The organism is Methylobacterium pseudosasicola, assembly GCF_900114535.1.
Classification (GTDB): Bacteria; Pseudomonadota; Alphaproteobacteria; order Rhizobiales; family Beijerinckiaceae; genus Methylobacterium; species Methylobacterium pseudosasicola.
In genome coordinates, this window is sequence record NZ_FOTK01000011.1 from 128,979 (window position 1) to 153,592 (window position 24,614).

25 protein-coding genes, 1 tRNA gene and 1 pseudogene are annotated in these 24,614 nt (G+C 69.5%); 13 read left to right on the forward strand and 14 right to left on the reverse strand.

Annotation, left to right across the window (positions count from 1 at the left end; translation table 11 throughout):
• The first annotated feature begins 102 nt into the window (after window positions 1-102).
• Window positions 103-1,119, forward strand: coding sequence for an NAD-dependent epimerase (locus BM228_RS13230; RefSeq protein ID WP_092041055.1), 1,017 nt, complete (start codon window positions 103-105; stop codon window positions 1,117-1,119).
• A gap of 16 nt (window positions 1,120-1,135) precedes the next feature.
• On the opposite strand, the gene BM228_RS13235 is transcribed toward BM228_RS13230, so the two are convergent.
• Window positions 1,136-1,339, reverse strand: a complete 204-nt coding sequence (locus BM228_RS13235) for a hypothetical protein (protein WP_092040951.1) — start codon at window positions 1,337-1,339, stop codon at window positions 1,136-1,138.
• Between the two features lie 345 nt (window positions 1,340-1,684).
• Here BM228_RS13235 and BM228_RS13240 point away from each other — a divergent pair, with 345 nt between their 5' ends.
• Window positions 1,685-2,050, forward strand: a complete 366-nt coding sequence (locus tag BM228_RS13240; RefSeq protein WP_092040954.1) for a c-type cytochrome — start codon at window positions 1,685-1,687, stop codon at window positions 2,048-2,050.
• 95 nt (window positions 2,051-2,145) lie between these two features.
• On the opposite strand, the gene BM228_RS13245 is transcribed toward BM228_RS13240, so the two are convergent.
• The 3 genes from BM228_RS13245 to BM228_RS13255 all read right to left on the reverse strand — a co-directional run bounded on the left by BM228_RS13245 (window position 2,146) and on the right by BM228_RS13255 (window position 3,877).
• On the reverse strand, window positions 2,146-2,664 hold the full coding sequence (locus tag BM228_RS13245; RefSeq protein ID WP_244537135.1) for a MarR family winged helix-turn-helix transcriptional regulator: 519 nt from the start codon (window positions 2,662-2,664) through the stop codon (window positions 2,146-2,148).
• A gap of 125 nt (window positions 2,665-2,789) precedes the next feature.
• Window positions 2,790-3,728 (reverse strand): site-specific tyrosine recombinase XerD, encoded by a 939-nt coding sequence (locus tag BM228_RS13250; protein ID WP_092040957.1) that lies wholly within the window; start codon window positions 3,726-3,728, stop codon window positions 2,790-2,792.
• Window positions 3,725-3,877, reverse strand: a complete 153-nt coding sequence (locus BM228_RS13255) for a histidine kinase (protein WP_092040960.1) — start codon at window positions 3,875-3,877, stop codon at window positions 3,725-3,727. The genes BM228_RS13250 and BM228_RS13255 overlap by 4 nt, the downstream gene beginning before the upstream one ends.
• 243 nt (window positions 3,878-4,120) lie before the next feature.
• Between BM228_RS13255 and BM228_RS13260 the strand changes: the two genes are divergently transcribed.
• From BM228_RS13260 to BM228_RS34655, 7 genes are all read left to right on the forward strand, one after another.
• The gene (locus BM228_RS13260) at window positions 4,121-4,732 is read left to right on the forward strand and encodes a shikimate kinase (protein ID WP_092040962.1); all 612 of its coding nucleotides are present in this window, start codon (window positions 4,121-4,123) and stop codon (window positions 4,730-4,732) included.
• 19 nt (window positions 4,733-4,751) lie between these two features.
• Window positions 4,752-5,897: a 3-dehydroquinate synthase gene (gene aroB, locus BM228_RS13265; protein WP_092040965.1), complete on the forward strand. Its 1,146-nt coding sequence runs from the start codon at window positions 4,752-4,754 to the stop codon at window positions 5,895-5,897.
• A 139-nt stretch (window positions 5,898-6,036) separates the two neighbouring features.
• Window positions 6,037-6,111, forward strand: a tRNA-Thr gene (locus BM228_RS13270).
• 96 nt (window positions 6,112-6,207) lie between these two features.
• The gene (locus tag BM228_RS13275; protein WP_092040968.1) at window positions 6,208-6,465 is read left to right on the forward strand and encodes a hypothetical protein; all 258 of its coding nucleotides are present in this window, start codon (window positions 6,208-6,210) and stop codon (window positions 6,463-6,465) included.
• Complete coding sequence (locus BM228_RS34650; protein ID WP_167367718.1) at window positions 6,465-6,641, forward strand: hypothetical protein; 177 nt, start codon at window positions 6,465-6,467, stop codon at window positions 6,639-6,641. Before BM228_RS13275 ends, BM228_RS34650 begins: the two co-directional genes overlap by 1 nt.
• A complete protein-coding gene (locus tag BM228_RS13280; protein WP_092040971.1) occupies window positions 6,638-6,952 on the forward strand; it encodes a hypothetical protein in 315 nt (104 codons plus the stop codon). Before BM228_RS34650 ends, BM228_RS13280 begins: the two co-directional genes overlap by 4 nt.
• A gap of 192 nt (window positions 6,953-7,144) precedes the next feature.
• Window positions 7,145-7,315 (forward strand): hypothetical protein, encoded by a 171-nt coding sequence (locus BM228_RS34655; protein ID WP_167367719.1) that lies wholly within the window; start codon window positions 7,145-7,147, stop codon window positions 7,313-7,315.
• Window positions 7,316-7,409: 94 nt separating this feature from the next.
• Here the strand turns inward: BM228_RS34655 and BM228_RS35835 are convergent, their stop codons facing one another.
• From BM228_RS35835 to BM228_RS13290, 3 genes are read right to left on the reverse strand one after another with little or no spacing between them, the layout of a single operon-like run.
• Window positions 7,410-7,538: a hypothetical protein gene (locus BM228_RS35835; protein WP_280142331.1), complete on the reverse strand. Its 129-nt coding sequence runs from the start codon at window positions 7,536-7,538 to the stop codon at window positions 7,410-7,412.
• A gap of 39 nt (window positions 7,539-7,577) precedes the next feature.
• Window positions 7,578-8,345, reverse strand: a complete 768-nt coding sequence (locus tag BM228_RS13285) for a GNAT family N-acetyltransferase (RefSeq protein WP_092040972.1) — start codon at window positions 8,343-8,345, stop codon at window positions 7,578-7,580.
• A 2-nt stretch (window positions 8,346-8,347) separates the two neighbouring features.
• A complete protein-coding gene (locus BM228_RS13290) occupies window positions 8,348-11,197 on the reverse strand; it encodes an amino acid adenylation domain-containing protein (RefSeq protein ID WP_092040976.1) in 2,850 nt (949 codons plus the stop codon).
• 149 nt (window positions 11,198-11,346) lie between these two features.
• On the opposite strand from BM228_RS13290, the gene BM228_RS13295 reads away from it, so the two are divergent.
• From BM228_RS13295 to BM228_RS13305, 3 genes are read left to right on the forward strand one after another with little or no spacing between them, the layout of a single operon-like run.
• Window positions 11,347-12,351 carry a GNAT family N-acetyltransferase gene (locus BM228_RS13295; RefSeq protein ID WP_092040979.1) on the forward strand — a complete coding sequence of 335 codons (1,005 nt, stop codon included), beginning with the start codon at window positions 11,347-11,349 and terminating at the stop codon, window positions 12,349-12,351.
• Window positions 12,352-12,385: 34 nt separating this feature from the next.
• Window positions 12,386-13,717 carry a lysine N(6)-hydroxylase/L-ornithine N(5)-oxygenase family protein gene (locus BM228_RS13300; protein WP_092040982.1) on the forward strand — a complete coding sequence of 444 codons (1,332 nt, stop codon included), beginning with the start codon at window positions 12,386-12,388 and terminating at the stop codon, window positions 13,715-13,717.
• Window positions 13,718-13,722: 5 nt separating this feature from the next.
• Window positions 13,723-15,159 carry an MATE family efflux transporter gene (locus BM228_RS13305; RefSeq protein ID WP_092040984.1) on the forward strand — a complete coding sequence of 479 codons (1,437 nt, stop codon included), beginning with the start codon at window positions 13,723-13,725 and terminating at the stop codon, window positions 15,157-15,159.
• A gap of 24 nt (window positions 15,160-15,183) precedes the next feature.
• Here the strand turns inward: BM228_RS13305 and BM228_RS35355 are convergent.
• From BM228_RS35355 to BM228_RS13345, 6 genes and pseudogenes are all read right to left on the reverse strand, one after another.
• Window positions 15,184-15,666, reverse strand: a pseudogene (locus BM228_RS35355) (sigma-70 family RNA polymerase sigma factor); the annotation flags it as partial.
• 1,951 nt (window positions 15,667-17,617) lie between these two features.
• Window positions 17,618-18,253: a methyltransferase domain-containing protein gene (locus BM228_RS13325; RefSeq protein WP_092040992.1), complete on the reverse strand. Its 636-nt coding sequence runs from the start codon at window positions 18,251-18,253 to the stop codon at window positions 17,618-17,620.
• Window positions 18,254-18,419: 166 nt separating this feature from the next.
• Window positions 18,420-19,178, reverse strand: coding sequence for a DeoR/GlpR family DNA-binding transcription regulator (locus BM228_RS13330; RefSeq protein WP_092040995.1), 759 nt, complete (start codon window positions 19,176-19,178; stop codon window positions 18,420-18,422).
• Window positions 19,179-19,237: 59 nt separating this feature from the next.
• Entirely contained in the window at window positions 19,238-20,239 is a 1,002-nt protein-coding gene (pdxA, locus tag BM228_RS13335) for a 4-hydroxythreonine-4-phosphate dehydrogenase PdxA (RefSeq protein ID WP_092040998.1), read from the reverse strand.
• Complete coding sequence (locus BM228_RS13340; RefSeq protein ID WP_092041001.1) at window positions 20,236-21,480, reverse strand: four-carbon acid sugar kinase family protein; 1,245 nt, start codon at window positions 21,478-21,480, stop codon at window positions 20,236-20,238. Before BM228_RS13340 ends, pdxA begins: the two co-directional genes overlap by 4 nt.
• 1 nt (window position 21,481) lies before the next feature.
• A complete protein-coding gene (locus tag BM228_RS13345) occupies window positions 21,482-22,495 on the reverse strand; it encodes a 2-keto-3-deoxygluconate permease (RefSeq protein WP_092041004.1) in 1,014 nt (337 codons plus the stop codon).
• A gap of 939 nt (window positions 22,496-23,434) precedes the next feature.
• Between BM228_RS13345 and BM228_RS13350 the strand changes: the two genes are divergently transcribed.
• The gene (locus BM228_RS13350) at window positions 23,435-23,845 is read left to right on the forward strand and encodes a DUF1236 domain-containing protein (protein ID WP_092041007.1); all 411 of its coding nucleotides are present in this window, start codon (window positions 23,435-23,437) and stop codon (window positions 23,843-23,845) included.
• A gap of 477 nt (window positions 23,846-24,322) precedes the next feature.
• On the opposite strand, the gene BM228_RS13355 is transcribed toward BM228_RS13350, so the two are convergent.
• Window positions 24,323-24,614: transposase (locus BM228_RS13355; protein WP_139234089.1), on the reverse strand; the 292-nt coding region annotated here is incomplete at its 5' end.

The following is a 24,614-nucleotide window of genomic DNA, read 5'->3' on the forward strand; positions in this document are numbered from 1 at the left end:
TCCTTTCCCGCGCCGCAAAACAGCGGCCGCGGATGAAACGGAGGCGGCCCCATGATACCGATGGCCGACCCCGGCGGCACGGCCGGTCCACGGCACCTGATCATGTCCCAGCCCCCTGTCCTGATCACGGGCGTCGCCGGCTTCATCGGCAACGCGCTCGCGCTGCGCCTGCTGGAGGCGGGCCGGCAGGTCGTGGGCCTCGACAACGTCAACGCCTATTACGATGTCGGCCTGAAGGAGGCGCGGCTCCGGCGCCTCGCACCGTTCGAAGGCTACAGCTTCGCGCGCCTCGACCTGACCGACGGGTCCGGGATCGACGCTTTGTTCCGCCGCCACGGCTTCCGGACCGTGATCCACCTCGCCGCGCAGGCCGGCGTCCGATATTCGCTGACCGACCCGCACGCCTACGCGTCGAGCAACCTGGTCGGCTTCCTCAACATCCTCGAAGCCTGCCGCCATGGCGGCGTCGAGCACCTGCTCTACGCCTCCTCCAGCTCGGTCTACGGCGCGGTCACGGCCATGCCGTTCTCGGTCCACCAGAACGTCGACCACCCGGTGAGCCTCTACGCGGCGACCAAGAAGGCCAACGAGCTGATGGCGCACAGCTACAGCCACCTCTACGGTCTGCCGACGACGGGGCTGCGGTTCTTCACCGTGTACGGGCCCTGGGGCCGGCCCGACATGGCGATGTATCTGTTCACCCAGGCCATCCTGGCGGGCGAACCGATCCGGGTGTTCAACGAAGGCCGGATGCGCCGAGACTTCACCTATATCGACGACATCGTCGAAGGGATCGTCGCGCTCTCCGAGAAGCCGGCGGCCCCGAACCCCGCCTGGAGCGGCGCCGACCCGGATCCCGGCACCAGTGCGGCGCCCTACCGGGTCTACAACATCGGCAACAACGAGCCGGTGGAGCTGACGCGGATGATCGCGCTCCTCGAAGACGCGCTCGGGCGCAAGGCCGAGACGATCCTGCTGCCGATGCAGCCGGGCGACGTGCCGGCCACCTACGCGGATATCGCGGATCTCACCCGGGACACCGGCTTCCGGCCGGCGACCCCGCTGAAGCTCGGCATCGAACGCTTCGTGGCGTGGTACCGGAGCTATCACGGCCTCTGAGCGGACCGGCGTCGCCTCAGCGACGACGCCCGGCCGCGTCGCGCCGCCGATAGCCGAGCACCGCCGCGATCCCGACGAAGATGGCCAGCGCCGTCCACATCCCGCCCTCGCCGAGCTTGCCGAGGAAAACCCAGAGGCGGTCCGGCTCGTCGAGAAGCGCGATCCCGAGTGCGGCCATCCCGCATAGGGTGACGAGGATCGCCAGGACGCGAAAGGTCATGGTGGGCGCTCCGCTCCCGACGACGCCAGCGGCGCGATCCGGCGGCCAGGCGGTCCGATCTGCTTAGGGGCTCACCGGACGGATCGGCAATCCGGCACGGCGCCGAAGCTGGTTCGAACGCCGCAGCGGCCTCGCCCTCACACCCCGCGATCCAGCTTCCATCCGCCGCAGGCGGCGAAGCGGGAGCATCGGTGTTGAGGGTCTGATCACTCTTTGTATTCACCGGGACGACGGCTCCGAACGGCTAGGCCGTTGCACCATCTGCGTGTAATCATTTAGAGCTGTTCCAGGCAGGCAAGCTCTGCTGTAAACGCTGCCGCGACAGCGGCCATAAGGAGGAAATCCATGCGTTCTTTCGTTCTCGGCGCCGTCCTTGCCGCCCTGATCCCCCTCTCGGCGCAGGCCCAGGAGGCCGGTGATGCCGCCGCTGGCGAGAAGGCGTTCGCGCCCTGCAAGGCGTGCCACAACTTCCAGAAGAACGGCGTGGGCCCGGACTTGAAGGGCATCGTCGGGCGCAAGGCCGGCACCTACGAGGGCTACAACTACTCCGCCGCGCTCAAGAATTCCGGCCTCACCTGGGACGAGGCCACGCTCCACGAGTGGCTGAAGAACCCGAAGGCGAAGGTGCCCGGCACCAAGATGATCTTCCAGGGCTACCCGGACGACAAGAAGATCAACGACGTGATCGCCTACCTCAAGACCCAGTCCTGAGATAGCGCACGACAGCGCACTCGAACTCGGGCATCCGCGCAGCCGCGCGGGTGCCCTTTTCCGTTCTGGACCCGCGGGATAGGCCCGACGACGCGCTATTCCGGGATCAAGCCGGTCTGGAGGCCGAGCCGCAGGGTGACGAGGTCGTTCAGCAGGTCCTTGCGACCCTGCATGTCGAGACCGGTCCGGTCCCCCGCCTCGTCGGGCACGCAGGCGAGCACGTCGCGCAGCGACTGGCCGGCCGGCGTGAGGAAGATGCTGACCTGCCGCTCGTCGGCCCGGTCCCGGGCGCGCCGCACCCGGCCCGAGGCCTCCAGGCGCTTGAGCAGGGGCGTCAGGGTCCCGGAATCGAGGAACAGCCGGTTGCCGATCTCCTTGACCGACAGGCCGTCCTCTTCCCACAGCACCAGCAGGACGAGGTATTGCGGGTAGGTCAGCTCGTAGCGGCTGAGAAGGGCGCGGTAGGCGCGGCCGAACGCGTGCGCGGCGGCGTAGACCGCGAAGCACAGCTGGTTGTCGAGGCGCTGCCGCTCCCGCTGCGATGGCAGATCGACGGACGCACGACCCACCTGTTTCGGCTGAGCGCCGCCCTGCGAAGCAGTCGGGCCTGACATGGGTTGAACTCTCTCTGGTAAAGGCGGCCTATCGTACCGGTATGCCGACAGGTCACTCTTAGTCAGTTCGTGAATCCTGTACAATTCTCGTGAACGGGCGACGGGTCACAGATCGTGTCCGCCGTTCATCCATCCATGAGTGGGTGCAGGTCTCGTACCATCGCCTTCAAACGCTCATCGAGGACGTGCGTATAGATCTGCGTGGTCGAGATATCGGCATGGCCGAGCAATTCCTGGACGATGCGGAGATCGGCCCCGTTCTGCAGGAGATGACTGGCGAAAGCGTGGCGCAGCACGTGCGGACTGACGCGGTCGGGGCGCAACCCGGCGGCGACGGCCACCGCCTTGAGGTCGCGGGCGAAAGCCTGCCGGGTGAGGTAGCCGCTATCGCTGTCGGCGGGGAACAGCCAGGGGGACTCCTCCGGCACCGCCGCGAGATGCGCGGTCATCGCGGCCCGGGATGCCTCGGTCAGCGGAACCAGCCGCTCGCGGCCGCCCTTGCCCTTGATGAACAGGTAGCGCTCGCGGGTGGTGCCGGCGGCGCGCGGCAGGGCGACGAGCTCGGAGACGCGCAGGCCCGTGGCGTAGAGGAGTTCGAGCAGGCAGACCATGCGGCGGGCGCGCCGCGCTGGCCCCGCCTCCTTGTCGGCCGCCGCCGCGTGGGCGGTGGCGAGGAGCCCGTCCACCTCGGCGATCGACAGCACCTTCGGCAGGGTCCGGCCCCGGCGCGGCCCGGAGACCGCGACGCTCGGATCGGCCTCGGCGTAGCCCTCGGCATAGAGAAACTTGTGGAAGCCGCGCACGCAGGACAGGCGCCGGGCCGCCGACGAGGCCATCAGCCCGCGCGTCTCGAGGTCCGCCACGAAGGCCCGGAGGCTGTGCGTGTCGGCCTCTTCGAGCGGGATGCCCTCACGGCCGAGATAGGCGAGGTAGTCGTCGAGATCGCGCCGGTAGGCGGCCAGCGTGTTGGCGCCGGCGCCGCGCTCGGCGGCCAGCATGTCAAGATAGGCGGCGACCTCCGGGGCGGGGGGCCGGGCCGGGACCTCTGCCGCCGCCGCGCTCAACGGTTGCCCGGTTGGAGCTTCGAGGCCGGGATAGTCACGGTCATCTCCCGGGGCGTCGGCACCACGAAATTGGCCAGCGCGAACATCGCGGCGAAGACCAGGCCGGCCAGGATCGCGATGGTGGCGAAGAAACGGAACAGGGTCGGCACGTCGGTCGAACCTCGGGCAGACGGGCGCAGTGAGCGGGGAGGGGAGCGCGCGAAAGGCCCTCCCGAGATGTCGCGAGAGATCGGTTTCCATCACGCGATCGCGGCGCTGACAAGGCCCGCAAGGACACAGCGATGCGTTTCGCAGGCCGCTTGAATCGCGCTAAGAGCCTGGCACAGGATTGGAAGCCCCCCGCGAGGCGCGTGCGGGGCGGCGCGAGGGAGCCGGGACGCCACGACCATGCGATGCTGCCGTCGATGAACGAAGGGGATGCCGAGGAACCGATTGAGGCGCGCCTGCGCCGGGCGCTGGGCCTGCGCTCGATCGTGCTCGTCGGCTTGATGGGGGCGGGCAAGAGCACGGTCGGGCGGCGCCTCGCCAGCCGGCTCGGGCTGATCTTCAAGGACGCCGACAGCGAGATCGAGGCGGCGGCCGGCCTGACCATCCCCGACATCTTCGCGATCTACGGCGAGCCAAGCTTCCGGGACGGCGAGGAGCGTGTGATCTCGCGCCTGCTGCGGGCCGGCCCGCTGGTGCTGGCCACCGGCGGCGGCGCCTATCTGCGTGAGGCCACACGCGAGCGGATCAAGGAAGCCGCCATCTCGGTCTGGCTCAAGGCCGATCTCGACGTGCTGATGCGCCGGGTGCGCAAGCGCGGCAGCCGGCCCCTGCTCCAAACCGACGATCCCGAGGCGACGATGCGCGAGCTGATGGCGGTGCGCCACCCGGTCTACGCCGCCGCCGACGTGGTGGTGATCTCCCGGGAGGTCTCGCACGACCGCGTCGTCCAGGACGTGCTGGAGGCGCTGGACGTCCATCTGACCGCCGCGGCCCCGAGCCCTATCGCCGCCCAATGATCGCGAAGCGAGCCTGTCCGTGACCGAGTCCTCGACCCATCCGGTTCCCCTGACGGTCCATGTCCCGCTCGATGCCGGGCGCGCCTACGACATCCTGATCGGCCGCGAGCTTATCGAGACGGCCGGGGCGCAGATGGCCGCCCTCGGGGCCCGCCGGGCGGCCATCGTCACCGACGAGAACGTTGCCGCGCTCTATGGTGATCGCCTGCGGGAAAGCCTGGAGCGCGCCGGCCTCGGGTCCGGCGTCGTCACCGTGGCACCGGGCGAGGGCTCGAAATCCTATGCTGGCTACGCACAGGTCTGCGACGGCCTGCTGGCGCTGAAGGTCGAGCGCGGCGATCTCGTGGTGGCACTCGGCGGCGGCGTGGTCGGAGACCTCGCCGGCTTCGCGGCCGCGACCCTGCGGCGGGGCGTGCGCTTCGTGCAGGTGCCGACCAGCCTGCTCGCACAGGTCGATTCCTCGGTGGGCGGCAAGACCGGGATCAACGCGCCGCTCGGCAAGAACCTGATCGGCGCCTTCCATCAGCCCCGCCTCGTCTTGGCCGACACCGCAGCGCTCGACACCCTGTCCGAACGGGAGATGCGCGCCGGCTATGCCGAGGTCGCCAAATACGGGCTGATCGCCGATGCCGGCTTCTTCGATTGGTGCGAGTCCAACTGGCGCGGCATCTTTTCCGGCGGCCCCGAGCGCGAAGAGGCGGTTGCCGCGTGCTGCCGCGCCAAGGCGGCGGTCGTCACCCGCGACGAGCGGGAAGACGGCGAGCGGGCGCTCCTGAACCTCGGCCACACATTCGGCCACGCCCTGGAGCGGCTTACCGGCTACGACTCGGCCCGGTTGGTGCACGGGGAGGGGGTCGCGATTGGCACGGCCCTGGCCTTCCGGTTCTCGGCCCGGCTGGGGCTCTGCCCCGGTCAGGATGCGGGCCGCGTCGCCAACCATTTGGCGCTCGCCGGCCTGCCGACCCGCCTCCAAGCGGTGCCGGGCGGCTGCGGCGACGCCGACGCGCTCCTCGACGCGATGGCCCAGGACAAGAAGGTCCGCGACGGCGCCCTGACCTTCATCCTCGCCCGCGGGATCGGCCAGAGCTTCATCGCCCCCGGGATCGACCGGGCGGAGGTGCGGGCCTTCCTGCAGGGCGAGCTCGCTGCCGATCCGCGTCCCTGACCGCGCCATCGGCCTTGCCTTGCGCCGGTCGGACCGCTAAGAGCCTGCCACGTCCGGGACGGTTCACACCGTCGCGGGATTCTGGCCCGGATCATACCCGGGACAGGTGGTCGAGGTCGGTTCGCCCGCCTTGCCGGTTGCCGGTGTAGCTCAGTGGTAGAGCAGCGCTTTCGTAAAGCGAAGGTCGGGGGTTCAAATCCCTCCTCCGGCACCATCACTACCCCACTACCTGACGGCTTAGTTTTCGTTTTCCGTGCCAAAGCGGCCTAAGGGCGTTGCGGCGATCTGCCTCATCAGCCGACGGGACGCGATGGCCAACAACCCGACGGTCGCCGACCCTTTTAAATCCAAATCCGTCACTGACGAAGAGGTGGACGCCGCGGTCGACGCAGTGCTCGCCGATCTAGCGACCGAATCGTTCCCCCTTGCGAAGGGCTGGACCATCGACTTGGTCGAGACGATTCGGACGAACACCACCGCTGCCGAGGCGCTGAAGACCGACAAGCCGGCCTGGAAGCGCAACATGGTCCGCACCGCGATCCTGCTGGCACATCCGGTGAAGGGGTGATGGGCGACGACGCAGATCCGGCCATGGAGGCGGTCGATGCGCTTCGAGCCGCCAACATCGCAGTGGCGCCGGTCGGCGAGGAGCTGGAGCGCTGGCAGATCGGCGACCTGGTCTTCTCGGATGCCAATGTCTGGCGCCTAGCCGCGAGCCGGGGGCTGGTCGAAGTCGATCCGTGAGCCGCTACCCGCCAGGCGCCTACACCCCGGGCGTGGGCGATCCGGTTCCGCGTGGGAGGCGCAATCCCCGCAGGGGCTACGATGCCGAGGGCCGTGAGACGGTTCCAGCCACCATCGCCAACAGCATGTCCAACGGCGCCTATGCGATCCGCGCCACATGCGATTGCGGGCATGAGGCCGAGGTGTCGATAGATCGGTTCCCGCCGAACAGCTTCGTGCCGGATGCCGGGCTGCGCATGCGATGCGAGAAGTGCGGCCGCAAGGGGCCGACGACCGCGCCGGCTTGGTCGCGGGTGAGCGATAGGCCGTGACCACGTCACATCGCCGCAGATATTGGTATTGACGATATCTAGACGACTATAATCTACCTAAGGTACGTTCGCTTTGTGAGCGATTAGATTGGTCTGCGTGTCGGATCAGTTGAAGCGGCTGAAGCCTAAGAGCGCTGAATGCCCCCTTTCGGCCTAACCCTCCCCCTTCGTATCGTGGCGGACGCTGAAGCCGTGAGGGTGCTGGATGCGGCCGACCGGGTTGTGGCGCTGATCGCGGTTCACGCAGACCGAGGCCGCCGCGAGGTGCTCAAGCGGCTTTCTCCGGACGGGGCGGCCGAGGCGGCGAAGGTGATCCGTCAGGCGCTGACCGATTCCACCGTGAACTGCCGCGATTGGGACTGAAACGAAAAAGCCCCGCGCGGCGGGTGCCGGCGGGGCTGAAGGTAGTTCCGAGAGGAACGGGCGGTAGACCGATGGGCGGGCCTAGGGGTCCGAGTCAGTCCGGAGGCCGGCGGTGCGGCGGCTCACGCGGGAGCGTCCGGCCGACGAGGACCGCGATCAGCGCGTAGACCAGGCTAAGATCCTGGTGTTGGCCCGACTGACGGACACCGTCATTAGTCAGCATCAGAACATCCCCCAAGTCATAGATACGCGCGAGCACATGCTACGGCTCGGTCATGCAGAGCAGTTCTGGCGCGTAGGCCACCGTGAACCCGACCTGCGCATAAAGCGCCTCGATGCCGCCACCGGCCGGGCATTGCAGGAAAGCGCAGCGCGCCCCGCGCGCCTGGGCCTCGCGCAGGGCGGCGACCGTCACGGCGCTGCCGAGACCCCGGCGCTGCCGGTCGGCCCGGGTGCTGACGTTGTACAGCCCCGCCAGGCCGCCGCGCAGGTAGAGACTGGCGCAGGCCGCCGGGCCGCTCGCATCGTGCAGGACGAGGTGGACCGGCATCAGCCCCGGCCGAGACCGCGCCGCCCGCAGGGCCGGCAGGTAGAACCGACGCAGATGCGCCTTCACGGCCGAGTCGTCCGACAGATGGGCGAAGACCTGCTCGAAATCCGGCGGCGGTGCGGGTGTGGCATAGGCGTGGACGACTCGGTCCGGCGCGGGCTGCGACGGGGTCAGCCGCGCCACCATCCAGCTTGCCGGATAAGCGGCGGCCGGCTCGAACAGCGTCCGCAGGGCCGCTGCCTCGGCCGCGTCCCGGGCGAGGAAGACGGGGGCCCTGGCGCGGCCGAGCGCAGTCGCCCCGGCCCAGCTGAACTGGTCGGGCCGGCGGACCCCGCATGCGAAGTTCAAGGTCGGGTCCGGGATCGCGCGCGACCAGACATAGACAGCCCCGCCCGGACCGTGCTCGACACCGTCGATCAGGGAACCGGTGAGCGCGGCCAGATGCGCGTCTCGCAGTTCCTCGAAGGTGGGCGCGCCCATGCTCAGGCTGCGCTCCAGGCCGGACGCGGCGCTGTCAGCGCGGCGATCCGCGCATGGAGGTGCGGCGACAGCACGATGTCGAGATGGTCGGTCTCCGGCACGGTCTCCACGGACAGGAGCCGGGTCGTGAGCGGCTGCCAGTCGATCACCGGCAGGCCGCGAGCGCGGGTTTCCGCCGCCACGAAGCTGCGGATCGGCACCGAGCCGGGGACGAGACGCAGCGCCCGGAACTGGATCGCGTGATCGACCAGCGTCCACAAGATCCGCTCCCGGCTACCGACCTCGGGGCCGTCGGTGGGCAGTGGCTGCGGCTCGGCGGCCAGGAAGCGTAGGAACTGTACCGCCGCCTCCAGGTCCATGCGCGCCCGAAGGCCCTCCCAGTGAGCGCGCATCGGCGAGCGCTCAAGCCAGCCAGTCACCATCGTCTCGTGCGCGGCCCGGTCCTCGGCGTCGATCGGACGGCCGGCGCCGCGGGCGAAATTCGGCTCCAGCCCGCAGGCGTCGAGCATTCCGACGAAGTCCAGGGGAAATCCCGGTCCGAGCAGCCGGGCGGTCTCGTAGGCGAGCACCCCGCCCCAGGACCAGCCCAGGAACGCGCAGCCGCCCAGCCGGCCGCGCATCAGACCCCGCACCTGCTCGGCATAGGCGGCGGCGAGCTCGGCGACCTCCGGCAGCGGGCGCACGGCCTCGACCAGGGAAGCGCACAGGAAGCCGTGCGCCTCCTGCCCGGGCCCGAGGTGGGCAACGAGCGGCTCGTATTCCCGGGTGCTGACCAGGAGGCCCGGGAACAGCACCAGGAGCGGCCGCTCGGACCCACCGCCACCGGCCGAGAGCCGGACCGTCGGCGCCAGCCCCTCGTCGGCGGCCTCCGCGTCGGCGTCGATCCGCGCGGCCAGATCCGCGATGGTGGGATCGCGCAGGAGATCCGCGACCCCGATCCCGCCCCGGGGGGCGATGAGGCGCAGGCGCGCCACCAGCTGCAAGGCCGACAGGGAGTCGCCCCCGAGCGCGAAGAAGCGCCGATCCGCCACCCGGACCGGGAAGCCCAGCACTTCGGACCAGATCCCGGCGAGCCGCCGCTCCGTTGTGCTACCGGGCGGGCGCCCGCGCCGATCGTCGGCGGCCGGGTCCGGCAGGGCGTTGCGGTCGAGCTTGCCGTTGGCATTCACCGGCAGCCGGTCGAGCAGCGTCAGGCTCGCCGGGACCATTGGCTCCGGCAGCCGGCGGGCGAGGGCGGCGCGCAGGCGCCCGGCCTCCGGACGACGGCCCCTCGCCGGAACGACGTAGCCCGCGAGATAGGCGCCCGCCGGGCCCTCTCGGCGCAGGACCACGGCCTCGGCCACCTCGGGCAGCGCCCGCAGGGCGGCCTCGACCTCACCGATCTCGACCCGGTGGCCGCGGATCTTGACTTGGTCGTCCGCCCGCCCCGCGAAGGCGAGGCTGCCGTCGGACCGCTGCCGGACCCGGTCGCCGGTGCGGTACATCCGGCCGCCCCGCGGGGCGAACGGGTCGGGCAGGAAGCGCTCGGCCGTCAGGGCGGCCCTGCGCCAGTAGCCCCGGGCGAGGCCGCCGCCGATATAGAGCTCGCCGGTCTCACCCGGGGCCACCGGTTCAAGATCGGGACCCAGCACGTAGACCGCCCGCGCGCCTACTGGGCTGCCCACCGGCGCGTAGGGCTCTTCGAATGTCGTGCCCGGCGGCACCTTCCAGATCAGCGGCGAGATCACGCATTCGGTCGGCCCGTAGCCGTTGATCAGCAGCCGCGGCTTCAGGATGCGCCCGAGCCGCGCGAAGGTCTCGCGGGCCATCGCCTCGCCGCCGAAGGAATAGACCTGCACCTCCGGCGCCTCGCCCAGGCGCTCGGCCCAGTCGGCGAGCTGGCCGATATAGCTCGTCGGGAAGCCCGCATGCGTGACCCGGTGGCGGCGGATCTGTGCCAGGGTCTCGGCGGCGGTCCACAGCTCCGGGCCGCGCAGCACGATGCAGGCGCCCGCGACTAGCGGGGTCATCCAGCGCTCGTGGGCCCCGTCGAACGCGAAGGACAGGAAGTGCAGCTCGCGGGACTCCGCGTCCATCTCGTAGGCGTCCGCAGTGGTGCGGCAATGCATGGCCAGCGGGCCGTGCTCGACCAGGACGCCCTTCGGCCGACCGGTCGAGCCCGAGGTGTAGATCAGGTAGGCGGGATCGCCGGGCTCCGGCATCGGAGGTGCGGTCGCGCCCGGCGCGGCCACCGCCAGGGCAGTGGGATCGAGCCGCGTGATTCCCGGAGGCAGATCGAGCCGCGCGGCGATCTCCGGCGTCGTGATGCACTGCATGATGCCGGCATCCTCCAGCATCATGTGGATGCGGGCGGCCGGGTATTCGGGATCGAGTGGCAGGAAGGCGGCCCGGGCTCGGAGGATTCCGAGCAGCGCGACGATGATCTCCGGGGAGCGCTCCAGCGCCACCGCCACCCGCTGCCCCCGGCCGATCCCGCGGGCGGCGAGCCCGGCCGCCAGGGCGGCGGCGCGGGCATCGAGGTCGCCCCGGGTGAGCGTATCTCCGCCGAACAGTACGGCCGGCTTCTCGGGATCCGCCGCGGCGAGGCTTGCGAGGCGCGCCGGGACGCTTTCTGGATCGGCGTCGGGCGCTGAGGCCGGTGCCAGGTCCGGAGCCTTGGCCGGCTCCTCGATCCAGGCCCGCGCCGCCTCGATCCCGCAGGGGCCGTGCGCCCGAGTCCAGCCAGCGGGAAGTCCGCGTCCGGCCGGCCAGAAGGCGGCGTGCCCGGCCGTGTCGCGCGCCACCACCACCGCGTCCCGGGTCCAATCCGTGCTCGGATCCTCGGTCGTATCCCGGCTGGCCTGAATGTCCATCCGCTCGCTCCTGCGCCCCTCGGGCCTCGACACATCTGACGGTTGACGCCGGGCACGGTTCACGGCGGAGCGCCCGCATGGCTGCAAAAAACGCTGAACCGCGGCCGGGGCCAACCGTCAGGGAGGTGCCGGCAACACGCGGAGGACGGATGACGGACATTGCGAGGGATGAGGCGAGAGACGAGGCTCGGGCGGTGCGGCTCAGCCTGGATGGGAGTTCCGAGTCGCCGGTGATCCGGCTTGTCGATCCGGCTCCACCAGAGATCGCCGCGGAGGCGATCCTGGCCCGGGCCGAGGCGCTGACGGCCGAGGATACGCGGGTCCTGCGTATCGGCGTCGACGCCGATCCCGGCACTGCGGCGCGGCTTCTCGCCCTCGGGGCCGCACGGCGCATCGGAGCCGGAGTCGAGATCCTTCCCGGTCTACTCTGGCAATGCGCCATCCACTGGCTGCCCGATCCGCGGCCGCCCTTTCCCGAACTGGTCACGGTGACGGACGGGCGCCGGCATCCGCTGCGGCCTGAGACGCCGGCCGGCGCGGTCTACGCCCGCGACATCCCGTGGCTCGGCCGCCGCCTGAACTTCCGCACGATGACGGAGCCCGGAGATATCGCGCTGTTCTCGGCCTGGATGAACGATCCCCGGGTCGCCGAGGTCTGGCAGGAGCGCGGCACGCTGGCGGAGCACCAGGCCTATATCGCCCGGCTGCAGGCCGATCCGGCAAGCCTGCCATTGCTCGGCTGCTTCGACGGCGCGCCGTTCGGCTATTTCGAACTGTACTGGGCGCGCGAGAGCCGCGTTGGCCCCCTCTACGAAGCCGGTCCCTACGACCGCGGCTGGCACGTAGCGATCGGCGATGCCGCGATCCGCGGGCGCCCGTACCTCTCGGCCTGGCTGCCCTCGCTGATGCACTACCTGTTCCTCGACGAGCCGCGCACGCAGCGCATCGTCGGCGAGCCCCGGGCCGACCACGCCCAGCAGATCCGAAACCTGCACGGCTCGGGCTTCGCTACGATCGCCACCATCGATTTCCCGCACAAGCGCGCCGCCCTGGTCAGTCTGTCGCGGGAGCACTTCGTCCGCGACCGGCTCTGGGTGCCGGGCGCCGCTTCCGCCGATGCGGCGCCGCGCCCTCCAGCGGTGCCAGCCACCTGATCGCCCTCACACGACCTGACGAAAGACGCGCGCGATGACGGATCACCCCGCGACCGACGACATCATCGGCATCGGCTTCGGCCCGGCCAACCTGTCTTTGGCCATCGCCCTCCGGGACGCGATGGTCGGCAGCCCGCTGCGCCCGAGCTTCCGCTTCCTCGAGCGGCAGGAACGCTTTGGCTGGCACCGGGCCATGATGCTGCCCGGCGCCGACATGCAGATCAGCTTCGTCAAGGACCTCGTGTCCCTACGCGACCCGACGAGCCCGTTCAGCTTCATCAACTACCTGCACGTGAAGGGGCGGTTGAACACCTTCCTCAACCTCAAGACGTTCAACCCGTCGCGGGTCGAGTACAACGATTACCTCGCATGGGCGGCCGAGCACTTCGCCGACGTGGTCGCGTATGGCGAGACGGTACACGCCGTCCGGCCGGAGACCCGGGAGGGCCGGCTCGCTGCCTTCGTAGTCGAGGGCCGGGACCGGGCGGGCGGGCGCCGCCTGCGCCGCTGCCGCCATCTGGTCGTTGCAGCGGGCGGCGACCCGGCGATCCCACCGCCGTTCTCGGCGCTGGTCAACGACAAGCGGCTGATCCATTCGTCCTGGTATCTTCCGGGGATCGCGGGCGCTCTTGGGCAGCCGCAGCTCGAAGGCCCCCAGCCCCGTATCCTGGTGGTGGGCGGCGGCCAGAGCGCCGTGGAGATTGCCACCGACCTGGGCGAGCGCTACCCCCGCGCGCTGATCGACCTCGCGATCCGCGGGCCCGCCCTGAAGCCCGCCGACGACAGCCCGTTCGTCAATGAGATCTTCGATCCGGCTGCCGTCGACCGCATCCACGACGCCCCCGCTCCGGTGCGAGCCGAGCTGATCGCCGCCCATCGCGCCACCAACTACGCGGTCGTCGACGCAGACCTGATCCAGGCTTTCTACGCCACGCTGTACGAGCAGGAGGTCAGCGGCGTAACCCGCTACCGGCTGCGGCGCAGCACCCGGGTGCTGGCCCTGGAGGCCGGTGCGGAGGGCCTGTCCGCACTGTTGCGCGACGACGTCGCCGGGATCGAGGACCGCCAGACCTACGAGGCCGTGATCTGCGCCACCGGCTACGAGCGCGCCGCGGTCCCCGCAATCCTAGACCCGCTCCGCTCGTTCCTGGCCGGCGAGACCGTCGATCGGCACTACCGCCTGCCGCTGGACTCCGCCGAGCCGCGGGTGAGCCTGCATCTCCAGGGCTTCAGCGAGCCGACCCACGGACTGACCGAGACCCTGCTGTCGATCCTGCCGGTACGGGCGGGCGCCATCGCGCAGACGATCCTCGCGGAAGAGCGCGCCGCCCGGGCGACGATCCGGACCGCCGCGGCCCAGCCGTGAAGCGTATGCGGGCGCGACGCGGCGGCGGACCGGTGGATCTCGACGGCGACCAAGTGATCGCCCTGGTTCTGCGCCTGTCGGGGCCGGCGATCCTCGGCATTTCGGCCCATGCGCTCCAGATGCTGGTCAACGCCTGGTTCGTGGCTGATCTCGGCGCGGCGGCGATCGCCACCATCGCCATCGCGTATCCGGTGACGCTCCTAGTGGCCGCGCTAGGGTACGGGGCCGGCATCGCGGCGGCTTCTCAGGTCGCCCGGGCCCTCGGCGCCGGCGACCGCGATCGGGCCGACGAGGCCGCATCTCTGGGCTTCTGGCTTTGCCTGCCGGCGGGCGGGGCCGTCACGGCCGCGATCCTCGCCGACACGCCGGCCTGGCTCGGGCTCCTCGGTGCGGATGCCCCTCTGGCCACGGCGGCAACCCCGTACACGGCACTGGCGACAATCGGCACTGCGCTGATGCTTGTGATGATCGTCGGTGGCTTCGTGGTCCGCGCCCAGGGGCATGCCCGCCTCAGCGGCGCGATCATGATCGGCAGCTTCGGCCTCAACATCCTGCTGGACTGGGTCCTGATCCGGCTCTGCGGCCTCGGCACCGTGGGCGCCGGCTGGGCGGCGATCGGCGCGCAGGCTGCCGGGGCCGCCGCCTATGGCTTGCACTTCGTCCGGGCCCGGGGGCCGGACCGGATCCGGTTCCGCCGACCCGGCGGCGGGCGGATCCGGCCCGGTCTGCTGCCTGAGGCTCTGCGGCTCGCAGTGCCGGCCACTGGCTCCAGCCTGCTTGCGGCCTTCGCGATGGCCCTGTTCGTCGAGGCGGCCGCCCCCTACGGTGACGCCGCGGTGGCGGCCCAGGGGCTCGCCCTGCGCCTCGTCCTGGTGGCGGCCCTGCCGCTCCTCGGCATGATGGCGGGTGCCCAGGCGGTGCTCGGCCATGCCGGGGGCGCCGGCCGGCTGGACCGTCTGCATCGCGCCCTCGGCTTCGTCACGGCTGCTTCCCTGATCTACGGGCTGGTGGTGGGCGGCCTGATGGTCGCCCTCGCCCAGCCGCTGACGGCCCTATTCGCACAGGATGCCGAGACGGCCCGGGAGGGCGCGCGTGCCACGGCCGCCTTCGCGGTGGCGTTCGCCCCCGTGGGACTACAGCTCACCGCCGCGACCCTCTTTCAGGCGATCGGCGCCCCGCGCCGGGCTGCGGCGGTCTCGCTGGCGGCGCAGGGGCTGGCGCTGATCCCACCGCTGCTGATCCTGCCGCGGCTGTTCGGCTATGACGGCGTGCTCGCGAGCCGGATCGCGGCCGAGCTCTTCGCCGACGGTCTCGGCCTCGCGCTGATGCTGGCGTGGCTGTCCGGTGCGGGCACTCGCCGGGCAGGCGGCACAGCGCCGGTCGAGGGCAGCGAGGCAGTGGAGATGCCCCCGACGCACGAGGCCGCACACCAGAGCGCGTGAGACGCCCATCCGCGCAGCGATCACGTTCTGCGGCACGCCGTCGACTCGATGCAGGCGGAAGGCCGTGCCGACCGGCTCCGGTAGTTGCGCCAACGCCGCGGTAACCCGCTGCAGAGCCTCCCGCGCGGCCGTCGCGTCCTCCGGCGTCCCGGCGACAGGGTCGGCGGGATCGATGGCCTGGTCGAGATGAGCGAACAGTCGCCGCTCGAGGGTGCGCCGCCGCGCTTGGTCGATGGCGAGGTTGCGGACCATGCGCGCGACATAGGCCGTCGACCGGACCTCGTCCGAGGGGGGCGCGGCCGCGAGGCGCAGCATCACATCCTGCACGACGTCCTCCGCCTGCTCGCGGCACGCGAGAATGCGACGCGCGATCGAGACATAGGCCGAATGATGCCACTGGGTGACCGCCAAAGCCCCGGGCGCCGTCTTTGACGCCGCGTCGGACCGGCGCGACGCGAGCGCCCCCTTTTCCTGGTGCTTGTGTCTGTTCAAGGACGATGCACTCATGCTGCTCCGGATGGCACAGCATACACACAACCGCCGTGATAGAAATATTCCGCGAGTATTTTATAATTATTTTAATTCGATGCATTCGACCATTTGCGGACTTCTTGTTATAAATTGTTGTAGATAATTAATTGCGTCTCAAGCTCGAACGCTGGAGGTTTATGCTATACGTTCCATCGCCTAGACAGAGGTTCTAACCTCGCGGAGTGAAGCCGTGCCGTTGCGCGATCCTGCTCTCGATCCGGCTTGCTATCAGATCCGCGTTGGTGCCGGGCGGGTGCGGGGCGCTATCGCCAGGGTCGCCTCGCATCCGATGCCATCGATACGGAAGACGCAGCGGAGCCGATTAGCTGTCACCGATACCCGTGGTCATCTTGCCGGTGCCCCCACCGTCCGGGTAGGCGTGGGCGTTTGTGGTGACCTGCTCCCAGGTGCCCAGGAAATCGGCCATGTCGGCGGCATGAGTAGTAGGGACGCTCAACGGTCAGAAATGGAACGACTTCCGCAAAGCCGAGTGCGGAGCTGCTTCGGACGCGGCAACGAACACCGTGTCGAGCCCGGTAGCGCCGAGGGCCACTAAAACTGCTGCCCCCGTTCCAGCACCTGCTCCGATAGCTTCCAGGGGCGCGCCAGCGCCAGTCCCGGGATCGGCCGCATACCCTCAAGCGATCGATCCGAAGTACGCCAAGGAGTCGATCGGCAACGCCCGGATGCACACTTGCCTGGAAAACTACAACGCAGCAAAGGCCGCCGGCACGCTCGGCGATGCGAAGTGGATCCAGAAGGGCGGTGGCTACTACTCAATGTGCAACAAATAGCTCAAAGGCTCAGCCGTCGATGCCTAGCAGCAACCGTGGCTCGCCGCCGGCCGTGATAATTTTAAACCGCGGCTTCGAGCTCTACAGCAGGCTCTACATCTTCACAGAAGGGGACGTAGGCGCACCACCCGCACACGCCTGTGTCGGCAGCCTTCGGAGCGTTCCGTTGAGAACACTCCGGGCAGACCTTCATCACGATGTGGGAGCCATGGACGAACGCCAATCCGCGACCGCGAAAAGTGGCCGCGCCTTGAGGGAGCTTTTTCAACATAGGTAATCCCTGCGTACTACCGCAGGTTGATGTCAACGAGTGCTCACGGCTTCCAGCCCTGCTCAATTAGCGTGGCTGTCCGATGAAGGCGGTCGTGACGTGGCTGCATCGGCAGTCATCCCTTGGAGGTCAGCTTTCACGATGCCCGCTTTAACGATGCCCGCTTTGGGAAGGGCCTATGCTCGCAATCGATCTCCTCACAGCCGACGAGGCGGCCAATCTGCTACGGATCAGCCACCGGACCTTCGACGGCCGCGTGGCCCGAGGTGACGAACGCTGCCTTGCCGCCCGATCTGATTACGGGCCGGCGGCGTAGGTCGTCGATCTGACCAGCCGAACTCGATACGCGATACGCGACGCGACACGGAAGGCAGGATGTGACCGGGCGATTCCCGCGCCGTGCTGGTCGTCTGGGCCGGCCGTCCCGGGTCGGGATCGCGACACGAAAAAGCCCGCGCCGGCGAACCGGGCGGGCGAAGGTTGTGATCTCGAACTCGGGGGAGTCAAAAATCGCCTCGGCTATACCCGGGATGCCGACATTGAGAAGCCCGCCATGGCGCCGCACTCAATGTGCCGGGCTTGCCCATGTGCGTCGACACCCGACGCCGGGGCCGACAGAATTGTTTTCGACGCCAACTGTGCGCCGCAGGTGATCGTCGAGCGCCCGGAACCGGTTCTGCCCTAGCAAAGGGTGCTGTCGCCATCGATCGCCGTGGCCTCGCTGCCAGAACCCGACCGTCATCGCTTCGAGGGCGGGGCGCCGGGCCTGCTCCTCGCCGCCTGAGCGTTGCGATCAACCAGCCCTCCTCCGTTCGAGACGGTCCTTGATCCGTCTCGCGCGCGCGAAGGAGCGGCGTGGTGGCTAGCCTGATGCGGTCCAGCCCACCACCGCCGTCAACGGGTCGCCGGAGGCCCCTTCGGGCTTCAGGACATGCGTGTCGACGCTCGCGAATCCTGCGCTTTGCAGGTACAGGCGAACCAGTTCCGCATGTCCGGTCCCATCAAGGGCACCCCAGATTGCGACCGCTTTGGTCGGGAAGCAGCGGTTCGAGAAACTGATGACCACCGGTGCGCCGGGGCGCAGGACGCGCACGAGTTCAGATAGGACCTCCACGGGGCGCTGCAGATACTGCACCGAGACACAGATCAGCGCCGCGTCCACGCTCGCCGTGTCGAGCGGTAGGTGCGGCTGCGCGTTGAGATCCTGCACGAAATGCCGTGCCAAGCGCGGATTGGCGGTGAGCTCCGTCGCGTTCAGGCCATGGCCGATGACGCTCTCGTAGGCGATCTCGTCCGGTAGGTGGCTGATCCAGCTCGACATCAGGTCGAGGACCACACAGCCCGAGGGTATGACCGCCCTGTAGAGGTCGGTCACGGCGGCGATGGCAGCTGCATCGATATGGGTGACGAGGCGCGGCTGCGCATAGAAGAGCGGATCGGGACTGCGATCCCGCTTGGAGAACGCCTCTGAGGGCAGCTCCGGCAGTTCCTGAGCCATGTTGGGTATGCCTTCGTTTCGCGCGAAGCACCGGACTTGCGCCGCCGTGCCCGCACCCGGGGCGAGCGCACGCGATGCCACCCCGAGATATGGCCCCGTGCGCCCCGCGACCCGCCTCGGCGCAAGATGCCGCATCGGCAGACCATGACCGAGGGCGGTCCGCGCCTCAGGCGCCGGCCACCACCAGGCCGGCGCCGGCTTCCGCGAAGCATTGGTGCTGGTCCGGCGGGACGGCCGCGTCGGTCACCAGGGTCCAGCGCCGCGGCAGGGGAGCCCAGGCCATCTGCTCCGCGCGACCGAGCTTGCCCGCATTGGCCAGCACGATCGTCTCTCGCGACTGCGCGATCATTGCGGATTTGAGGGCGACCTGATCCAGGCTCGCCTCGCACAGGCCGCGTCCCGCGACCACGCCGTCCGCGCTCATCACCGCCCGATCGGCCGTCATCCGCTGCAAGGATTCGATGGCGAGGGGGCCGACGGTGCTCATGCTCGTCGCTCTCAGATTGCCGCCAAGCACGACGAGATCGATCCTGGGGGCCTGGGCGAGACAGGGGAGCAGCGCGAGATTGTTCGTGATGATGCGCAGGCGTCGGTCGAACAGAAGGCGCCCGAAGGCCGTCACCGTCGAGCCGGCATCGAGGATCAGGGTCTCGCCATCCGCGATGAGCGCGAGCGCCGCGCGGCCGATCGCCTGCTTCTCGGGCCCGTTGATCGCGAGCCTCTGGTCGAGGGTCGTCTCGGGCGCCGCTGCGGCCAGTATGGCGCCGCCATAGGTCCGGCGTACCGCCTTGGTGTCGGAGAGATGCTGGAGGTCGCGCCGGACGGTCGAGGCGGAGACGCCGAACCGGCGCGCGAGATCGTCCACGTCGATCTCGCCCAGCCCAAGCGCCTCCAGCAGCCGCGCCCGGCGTTCCGTTCCGCGCATAGCCCCGCTCTCTCAACCTGCCCCCGGCGGGAGCGCCTCGGTCCGTGCCGGCGTCCCTGTCAGGCCGCCTGCCTCTTCGGCGCCAGCTCGACCGCCTGCCGCAGCGCCTCGATGAGGCTGCGCTCGTCCGCGACGCCCGTGCCGGCGATGTCGAAGGCCGTCCCGTGATCGACCGAGGTGCGGATCACCGGGAGGCCGACCGTGATGTTCACCCCGGCCTCGAGACCCAGAACCTTGATCGGGCCATGCCCCTGATCGTGATACATGGCCACCACCATGTCGTAATCCCCCCGGCCGGCTAGAAAGAACAGCGTGTCGGCCGGTAGCGGGCCGCGTACGTCCCAGCCCTTGGCGCGGCAGGCCTCGACCGCCGGCGTGATCTTCTCCGCCTCCTCGCCATGGCCGAACAGGCCGTTCTCGCCGGCATGCGGATTGATCGCGCAGACGCCGATCTTCGGCTCAGCGATGCCGGCCTTCACCAGCATGGCGTGTCCGCGGGTGATGACGCGCTCGACCAGACCGGGTTCGATCCGCGCGATCGCATCGATCAGGCCGATATGGGTCGTGACGTGGATCACCCGGAGCTTCGGGGAGACCAGCATCATCGACACTTCCGGCGTCCCGGTGAGATGCGCTAGCATCTCGGTGTGGCCGGGGAACTTGTGGCCGGCCGCGTGCAGCGCCTCCTTCGACAGGGGCGCGGTGCAGATGCCCTGCGCCTGCCCCGCCTGGACGATCTCCACCGCCGCCGCGATGCAGCGATAGGCGGTCTCGCCGGCGACCGGGGACAAGCGCCCGAACGGCAGGTCTTCGGGGACGCATTTCAGGTCGACGCATTGGACAGATCCGGTGTCGAAGGCCGCCGCCCCCGCGTCGGCGAGCGAGTCGACCCCGATCGTGGCCCCGACGATGCGGCCCGCCTGCCGAAGGCGCCCGGCATCCCCGATTACCAGCGGCCGGCAGATCGCGTGGACCTCCGGGTGGGCCAGCGCCTTCATGATGATCTCTGGCCCGATACCAGCGGGATCGCCCATGGTGATGGCGATGGTCGGACGGGTCATGTGAGACTTCCTTCGGTTCGAACGGTGCGCAGGCGGTCCCGGATCCGCACGAGGCTGTCGGCGTCGCCGAAGGCCCCCGCTTTTGTGGCGATCGGGATCGCGAGTTTCCCCAAGGTGAGGCCGAGCGAAACACCCGGCTCGATCTCGTCGGTCAACTGGATGCCGTGGACCTGAAAGCGCGTCAGCAACGCGGCCGCGGTCTCGCCGCCCGTGGCGGCGAGCGCCCCGATCTGCCCGGCGATCGGTGCGAGCGCGTCGGCGAGCGCGTGGGCGAGGCGGGGCCCGATACTCATGTCGGGTTCGCCCTCCAGCATGATCTCGACCAGGACATCCTGACCGGCGGCCAGCCGCTCCGCGAGGTACGCCGCCAAGTCCGACCGGCTCTTTTCCGCGGCCAGCAGCGTCTCGGGCGCGACCGGCAGATGCGCCACGGCGTCGTCGGCGAGGAGGCGGCGGGCGCCCGCGCGCGAGACCTCGGCGAGGGAGCCGACGACGAGGAGCGAGCCGCGCCCGTCGGGTGCGACCCGGACCGGCGCGAGGGTGGCAACCGGTCCGGCCGACGCGAGCGCATGTGCCAGCCCGGCACTGCCGATGAAGAAGGCCGATGCCGTTCCGGCGAGGCCGGCCTCGGCGATGCGGCGCAGATCGTCATCGGTCTCGGCGTCGCAGACGACGATTTCGGCGGGACCGGCCGCGGCCTCGGCCAGCGCGCCGGCGAGTCGCCCCCCGCGCACGACCGGGAGGTTGAGCGTCGTGGACCGGATTCCGGCCGAGGCCAGTATCTCGCCGAGGTCGGCGCTGGCGTAGCTATGGTCGCGCCGCCACACCTCCGCCTCCTCCAGCGGGCGGCCGCCCACCCGCACCCGGCCCTCCACCGTGGTCCGGCCGGTCCCGGGGAAGGCCGGCGCCAGCACGCCGAGTACCTGGCCGGGCCGAGCGCGTAAGTGAGCGAGCGTCGCGGCGATCTCGGCGGCGGGCTGGCCGCGCATCGTCGAGTCGACCTTCTTGAACAGGCGTCGGTCCGCGGCGTGCAACCGCCCCAGCAGGGCCGCGTGGCGCTGCGCCGCCGCCTGCGCGGTGAGGCCGCGGCTGTCGGCGTCGTAGGACAGGATCGCGATCCGTTCGTCCTGTACAGCCTCGCCCCAGATCACGGCTGCGGCGCTGCCGCGTCGACGGAACGCCACCGCGCAGTCGGCGGCGCCCGTCAGATCGTCGGCGAGGATGAGCCAGCGCGCGTCCATCTCAGGCCCGGCTGACGGGTGCGGGAACGACCGGCTCGCCGTCGAGGGCCTCCGCCTCGTCCGCGCCGCGGCCGACGACCTTCGCGGTCCAGGCCGTGACGATCGGGACCAGGATTGCCGTGACGACCACGCAGGCCGCGACGAGGATCGTCGCGGGGCCGGCGGCCTCCGCGTAGGCCGGGTTCGCGGCGGCGACGATTGCCGGTACGGCCGCGGCGTTGCCGGCGGTCGAGGCGGCGGCAACCCCCGCGACGCCGGTGCCGCCGGTGAGGCGATCGGCGAAGAACAGCGGAATGCCGGTCAGGACCACGACCGCCACGCCCATGGCGAGGCCGAGCAGACCAGCCTGCCACACCTTGGTCAGATCGAGGCCCGCGCCCAGCGCGAAGGCGAAGAACGGGATCATCACCGGGATCGCCCGGCTCAGGAAGGCGCGCATCTCGCGGTCGAGATTGCCGATGATCATGCCGACGAGGAGCGGCAGGACGGCGCCCACCAGGGTCTGCCAGGGAAACGCCGAGAGGCCGGCGACGCCGAGCGTCACCATGGTGAGAAACGGGCCGCTCTCCAGCGACATCACCGTGTACGCCCCGACATCGCGCGGGCGCCCGTACTGGCCCATCAGCGCCATGTAGAGCCCGCCATTGGTGTCGTTCATGCTGGCGACGACGGCCAGGGTGGACAGCCCGGCGAACATGCCGGCCGCGACCGGGGCCTCGCCGAGGACCTGCCCGAAGATCAGTCCCAGGATCAGGGCAATGCCGATCTTCACGATCAGCAACGTGCCCCCCTTCTTGACGATATAAGGGGTGGCGCGGAAATCGATGCTCGCGCCCATGCAGACATAGAAGACCGCCAGGATCGTCAGCGCTCCCGAGAACAGCGCGCCGGTAAAGGATCCGAAATACTTCGGCGTTCCGGGGAAGAAGGTCGCGATGAGCGCCCCGGCGAGCAGCGGCACGACCATCATGCCGCCCGGAACGCGCTCGATCGCCCGCTTGATCGGGATCTGCATACTCGTTTCCTCCCTGCGCGTTTCACGCAGATATTGCTTGAGCTCTCTAGCCATTGATCGACGTGTGAGGCGGAGCTTTGTTGGTGTCTCCTGAGTGATGCGCGCAATGTGCGCATCACGTCAACTGCATTGCGTGATCTGAGCAAAAAACCGAGCGTTGCCGTCAGGGCGCTTCGGCCGATTGCGACCGCGTGGTGGGGTGCCGCTCTGCACCTCCGCAAATGGCCTATGCGATGTGCCCGGCTGGAACGGCCCCGCCCGGCCGCGAGGATCGCAGGATCAACGGTGCGGAAGTGGCCATAGCCACACGGTATGCCACCAACCCGCAGGACAAGGGCTTGGGCGAAGAACCCAACGACTGGTTTTTGTCGGCGCGCTTGAAGACATCAGCCACGCTAGAATGTTGAGCACGCCGCCAGGCGACTCGCACCACTGGTCCTCGACGAACCCGCAACTCGACCGGGCCGGCATCGGATCCGATCGCCAGCGTCGGATCCGCGTTGAGCCCCCTCTTCCAGGGCTGTTCCTCGTGAGTCCCCCTGAGGCTTCGCGACGGTCGGTGCGGCGGCGGAACTGGATACTGTGGGCACCGAGCCCCTGTCTTCGATCGCTGGTAGGACGCCTTCATGAGGCACCGCTCGACGCGTTCCGCGCCATGCAAGAGTTCGCTAACCGACGGCCGTCAGCGTCTGGGATATGTCCAAGCGAACGACCCGAACCTTGAGAAGCGTCCTCTGGGTCGCTGCCCTCGCGCTCTGTTGCTTCTCGGCCGTGATGCTGGCGAAGGCCAACCGGCCACCCGAGAGGGCACTTGCGCGTCCGGCCGCCACGGATCCGGTGACGACAGGGTCCCTTGATCGGGCTCCGATCCGATGGTGTGGGGCCGCTCCATGGTGCCGCTGACCTTCGATACCCTTCATGCTGCCTGATGAGGACACTATGCGACTTTGGATCTCTCTACCGGTCGTGCTGATGCTCGGCGCCGTGACGCCGGCTCATGCACAGGGCGCGGCGCGCGGTGCACAGGATGGTCGCGAGCGTGGTGAGGCCATCGCGGGACCGCTCGGCGCAGTGGTCGGCGGGGCGATCGGAGCGGCCGTCGGTACGGCCAACAGCATGCTCGGCATCGACAGGCGCGAGCGCTTCCGCATCTACGTGGTCGGCGAGCGCCGTCCATCGTTTGCCTACGCGGGACCGGTGCGGGTTGGAACGGTGCTGCCGGAGGACGGCGTCGTCTACTACGACGTGCCATCTGAATTCGCATTGCCGAACTTCAACTACACCATCGTCAATGACCACCCCGTGCTCGTCGAACCGGGGACGCGCCGCATCGTCGAGGTGATCGAGTAGGCTGGTTCTAGACCCCTCGACCTCGGGGCAACCTGGGGGTGACCTGCTTGGTGCAGCCCAGGCGGCAAGGGCCGTCGTTTGCCCAGCGGCTCCTGGAGTCGGAGCGCCGGTTTCCCGCTCCCGGGTTAACCTACGAGCTATGGCGCCACAGGGGCGGACCTATTGGCTGGAGCGCCTGTTGCCGACTCGGATCCGCAATTGCGGATCAGCGAGGTTTTCAGGTGGCAGAACGGCATTCCAGCCAAAACGGTCAGCACGGTGGTCCCGGCATGCCGATGTTCTACGGGGTAATCGGAGGCACCGGGCTCATGCTGGCAGCGCTGACCGTGCTGATGGCCGGCCAGATGGCAAGCTCTCACAGAACGATCGGCCATACGGCAGATGCTTCATCGCTCTCCAACGCTCCGGCAGGGGCGCCCGGCGCTTTGCCCTCTCCGCATGATCGGCCCCCACGGGGTGGTCCAAGGCTAAGAGCGCCTAACAGAACCGTCTGATCTGGTTGAGTGTGATGAGGCTGGCAGCGAGGCTGGTGAAGGCTTCGTAGATGTCTGCACGTCGCTCGTAGCGCACGGGCAGCCGACGGAAGCGATTGAACCAAGCGTGCGTGCGCTCCACCACCCACCGATGCCGGCCTAGCCTCTCGCTGCTCTCGATGCCGCGGCGTGCGATGCGCGGTACAATCCCACGCGCCCGGCACTCGTGTCGGCGCGGTTCAGCGTCGTAGGCTTTGTCGGCGTGCAGTTTGTCCGGGCGGTGTCGCGGCCGGCCC

Bases quoted from the DNA above. Each gene is read 5' to 3' on its own strand.
- BM228_RS13330 (WP_092040995.1), bottom strand. From the start codon at position 19,178: ATGCGCGGAACGGAACGCCGGGCGCGGCTGCTGGAGGCGCTTGGGCTG.
- BM228_RS13350 (WP_092041007.1), top strand. From the start codon at position 23,435: ATGCGACTTTGGATCTCTCTACCGGTCGTGCTGATGCTCGGCGCCGTG.
- BM228_RS13260 (WP_092040962.1), top strand. From the start codon at position 4,121: ATGCTGCCGTCGATGAACGAAGGGGATGCCGAGGAACCGATTGAGGCG.
- BM228_RS13290 (WP_092040976.1), bottom strand. From the start codon at position 11,197: ATGGACATTCAGGCCAGCCGGGATACGACCGAGGATCCGAGCACGGAT.
- BM228_RS13230 (WP_092041055.1), top strand. From the start codon at position 103: ATGTCCCAGCCCCCTGTCCTGATCACGGGCGTCGCCGGCTTCATCGGC.
- BM228_RS35835 (WP_280142331.1), bottom strand. From the start codon at position 7,538: ATGCTGACTAATGACGGTGTCCGTCAGTCGGGCCAACACCAGGATCTT.
- BM228_RS13275 (WP_092040968.1), top strand. From the start codon at position 6,208: ATGGCCAACAACCCGACGGTCGCCGACCCTTTTAAATCCAAATCCGTC.
- BM228_RS13345 (WP_092041004.1), bottom strand. From the start codon at position 22,495: ATGCAGATCCCGATCAAGCGGGCGATCGAGCGCGTTCCGGGCGGCATG.
- BM228_RS13295 (WP_092040979.1), top strand. From the start codon at position 11,347: ATGACGGACATTGCGAGGGATGAGGCGAGAGACGAGGCTCGGGCGGTG.
- BM228_RS13240 (WP_092040954.1), top strand. From the start codon at position 1,685: ATGCGTTCTTTCGTTCTCGGCGCCGTCCTTGCCGCCCTGATCCCCCTC.
- BM228_RS13325 (WP_092040992.1), bottom strand. From the start codon at position 18,253: ATGGCTCAGGAACTGCCGGAGCTGCCCTCAGAGGCGTTCTCCAAGCGG.
- BM228_RS34650 (WP_167367718.1), top strand. From the start codon at position 6,465: ATGGGCGACGACGCAGATCCGGCCATGGAGGCGGTCGATGCGCTTCGA.
- BM228_RS13305 (WP_092040984.1), top strand. From the start codon at position 13,723: ATGCGGGCGCGACGCGGCGGCGGACCGGTGGATCTCGACGGCGACCAA.
- BM228_RS13300 (WP_092040982.1), top strand. From the start codon at position 12,386: ATGACGGATCACCCCGCGACCGACGACATCATCGGCATCGGCTTCGGC.
- BM228_RS13245 (WP_244537135.1), bottom strand. From the start codon at position 2,664: ATGTCAGGCCCGACTGCTTCGCAGGGCGGCGCTCAGCCGAAACAGGTG.
- BM228_RS13235 (WP_092040951.1), bottom strand. From the start codon at position 1,339: ATGACCTTTCGCGTCCTGGCGATCCTCGTCACCCTATGCGGGATGGCC.
- BM228_RS13340 (WP_092041001.1), bottom strand. From the start codon at position 21,480: ATGGACGCGCGCTGGCTCATCCTCGCCGACGATCTGACGGGCGCCGCC.
- BM228_RS13285 (WP_092040972.1), bottom strand. From the start codon at position 8,345: ATGGGCGCGCCCACCTTCGAGGAACTGCGAGACGCGCATCTGGCCGCG.
- pdxA (WP_092040998.1), bottom strand. From the start codon at position 20,239: ATGACCCGTCCGACCATCGCCATCACCATGGGCGATCCCGCTGGTATC.